Genomic DNA, 874 nt, shown 5'->3' on the forward strand with positions numbered 1-874 from the left:
ACATCGATGCGCGGCAAATGCTCCGGAAGCTTCCCCCGGTTGCGTCGCGCCGGTCGCTTTCCACGGCCCTCCGCTCCGTCAGGCAGCCTGCCTCCGGTCACGTCGTCGTTGGCGGCGGCACGAGCCGCCTGTGCCGTGATGGTGAAGAGAGACAGCTGTCCGAGATCCAGTGTCTCGGAGCGGGAACCGAAGATCGTGCGCTTGTACTGTGACAGGATCATCAGGAGCTTGTCGTTCTCCTGGATCGCAGTGTCGCGTTGGGCGATCGCGGCATCACGCTCGGCCGAAAGCGAGCTGCATTCCGCCGACAACGCCGCAAGCCGTGACGATAGCGCCATCACGGTTTGCCGAAGCAATGCTGGATCGGAAGGCAAATCACTCATGCAAAGTGATTCTACAACAACTCCGCATGAGTGACGAACGACTCTTGATAAGGATCAACCAGCTCGTACTGGCTGATCCACAATTCGCATCGGCACACGCTTCCAGTCCGAGCCATCGAGCAGCACCGAGAGCTGAGCATGAGACAGCGGCATGACGCCTTCCTTGATCGGCGGCCAGGTGAACTGCCCCTCGATTCTCTTGTAGTAAAGGACAAGCCCGCTTCCATCCCAAGTCAGGATCTTCACGCGATCTCGGCGCTTGGAGCGGAAGACATAAAGTCCGCCGTCGAACGGATCGGCTCCAAAGGCCTCGCTCACCAGCATCGCCAGCGAGTCCATGCCACGACGGAAATCGACCGGCTGCGTCGCAATCCAGATCGACAACCCAGGTCGAAGCCCGATCATCGACCAACCGTCCCGACTGCCGCCAGCACCTCGCACAGTGCCCGCCGGTCGACTGCCCCCCTGACACGGATGCGAACCGCGCCGAC

Annotated in this window: 1 protein-coding gene and 1 pseudogene; both read right to left on the reverse strand. The window is 61.3% G+C overall.

Going from position 1 to position 874, the window contains the following annotated elements; all coding sequences use genetic code 11:
* A pseudogene (locus QSV46_RS39060) lies at positions 1–383 on the reverse strand (hypothetical protein); the annotation flags it as partial.
* A gap of 54 nt (positions 384–437) precedes the next feature.
* Positions 438–788, reverse strand: coding sequence for an IS66 family insertion sequence element accessory protein TnpB (tnpB, locus tag QSV46_RS39065; RefSeq protein WP_247275681.1), 351 nt, complete (start codon positions 786–788; stop codon positions 438–440).
* Between the last annotated feature and the right edge of the window lie 86 nt (positions 789–874).

Source organism: Bradyrhizobium cosmicum (assembly GCF_032290525.1).
Taxonomy (GTDB): Bacteria; Pseudomonadota; Alphaproteobacteria; order Rhizobiales; family Xanthobacteraceae; genus Bradyrhizobium; species Bradyrhizobium cosmicum_A.

Excerpts from the sequence above, each read along its gene's own strand:
- tnpB (WP_247275681.1), bottom strand. The coding sequence starts at position 788 with ATGATCGGGCTTCGACCTGGGTTGTCGATCTGGATTGCGACGCAGCCG.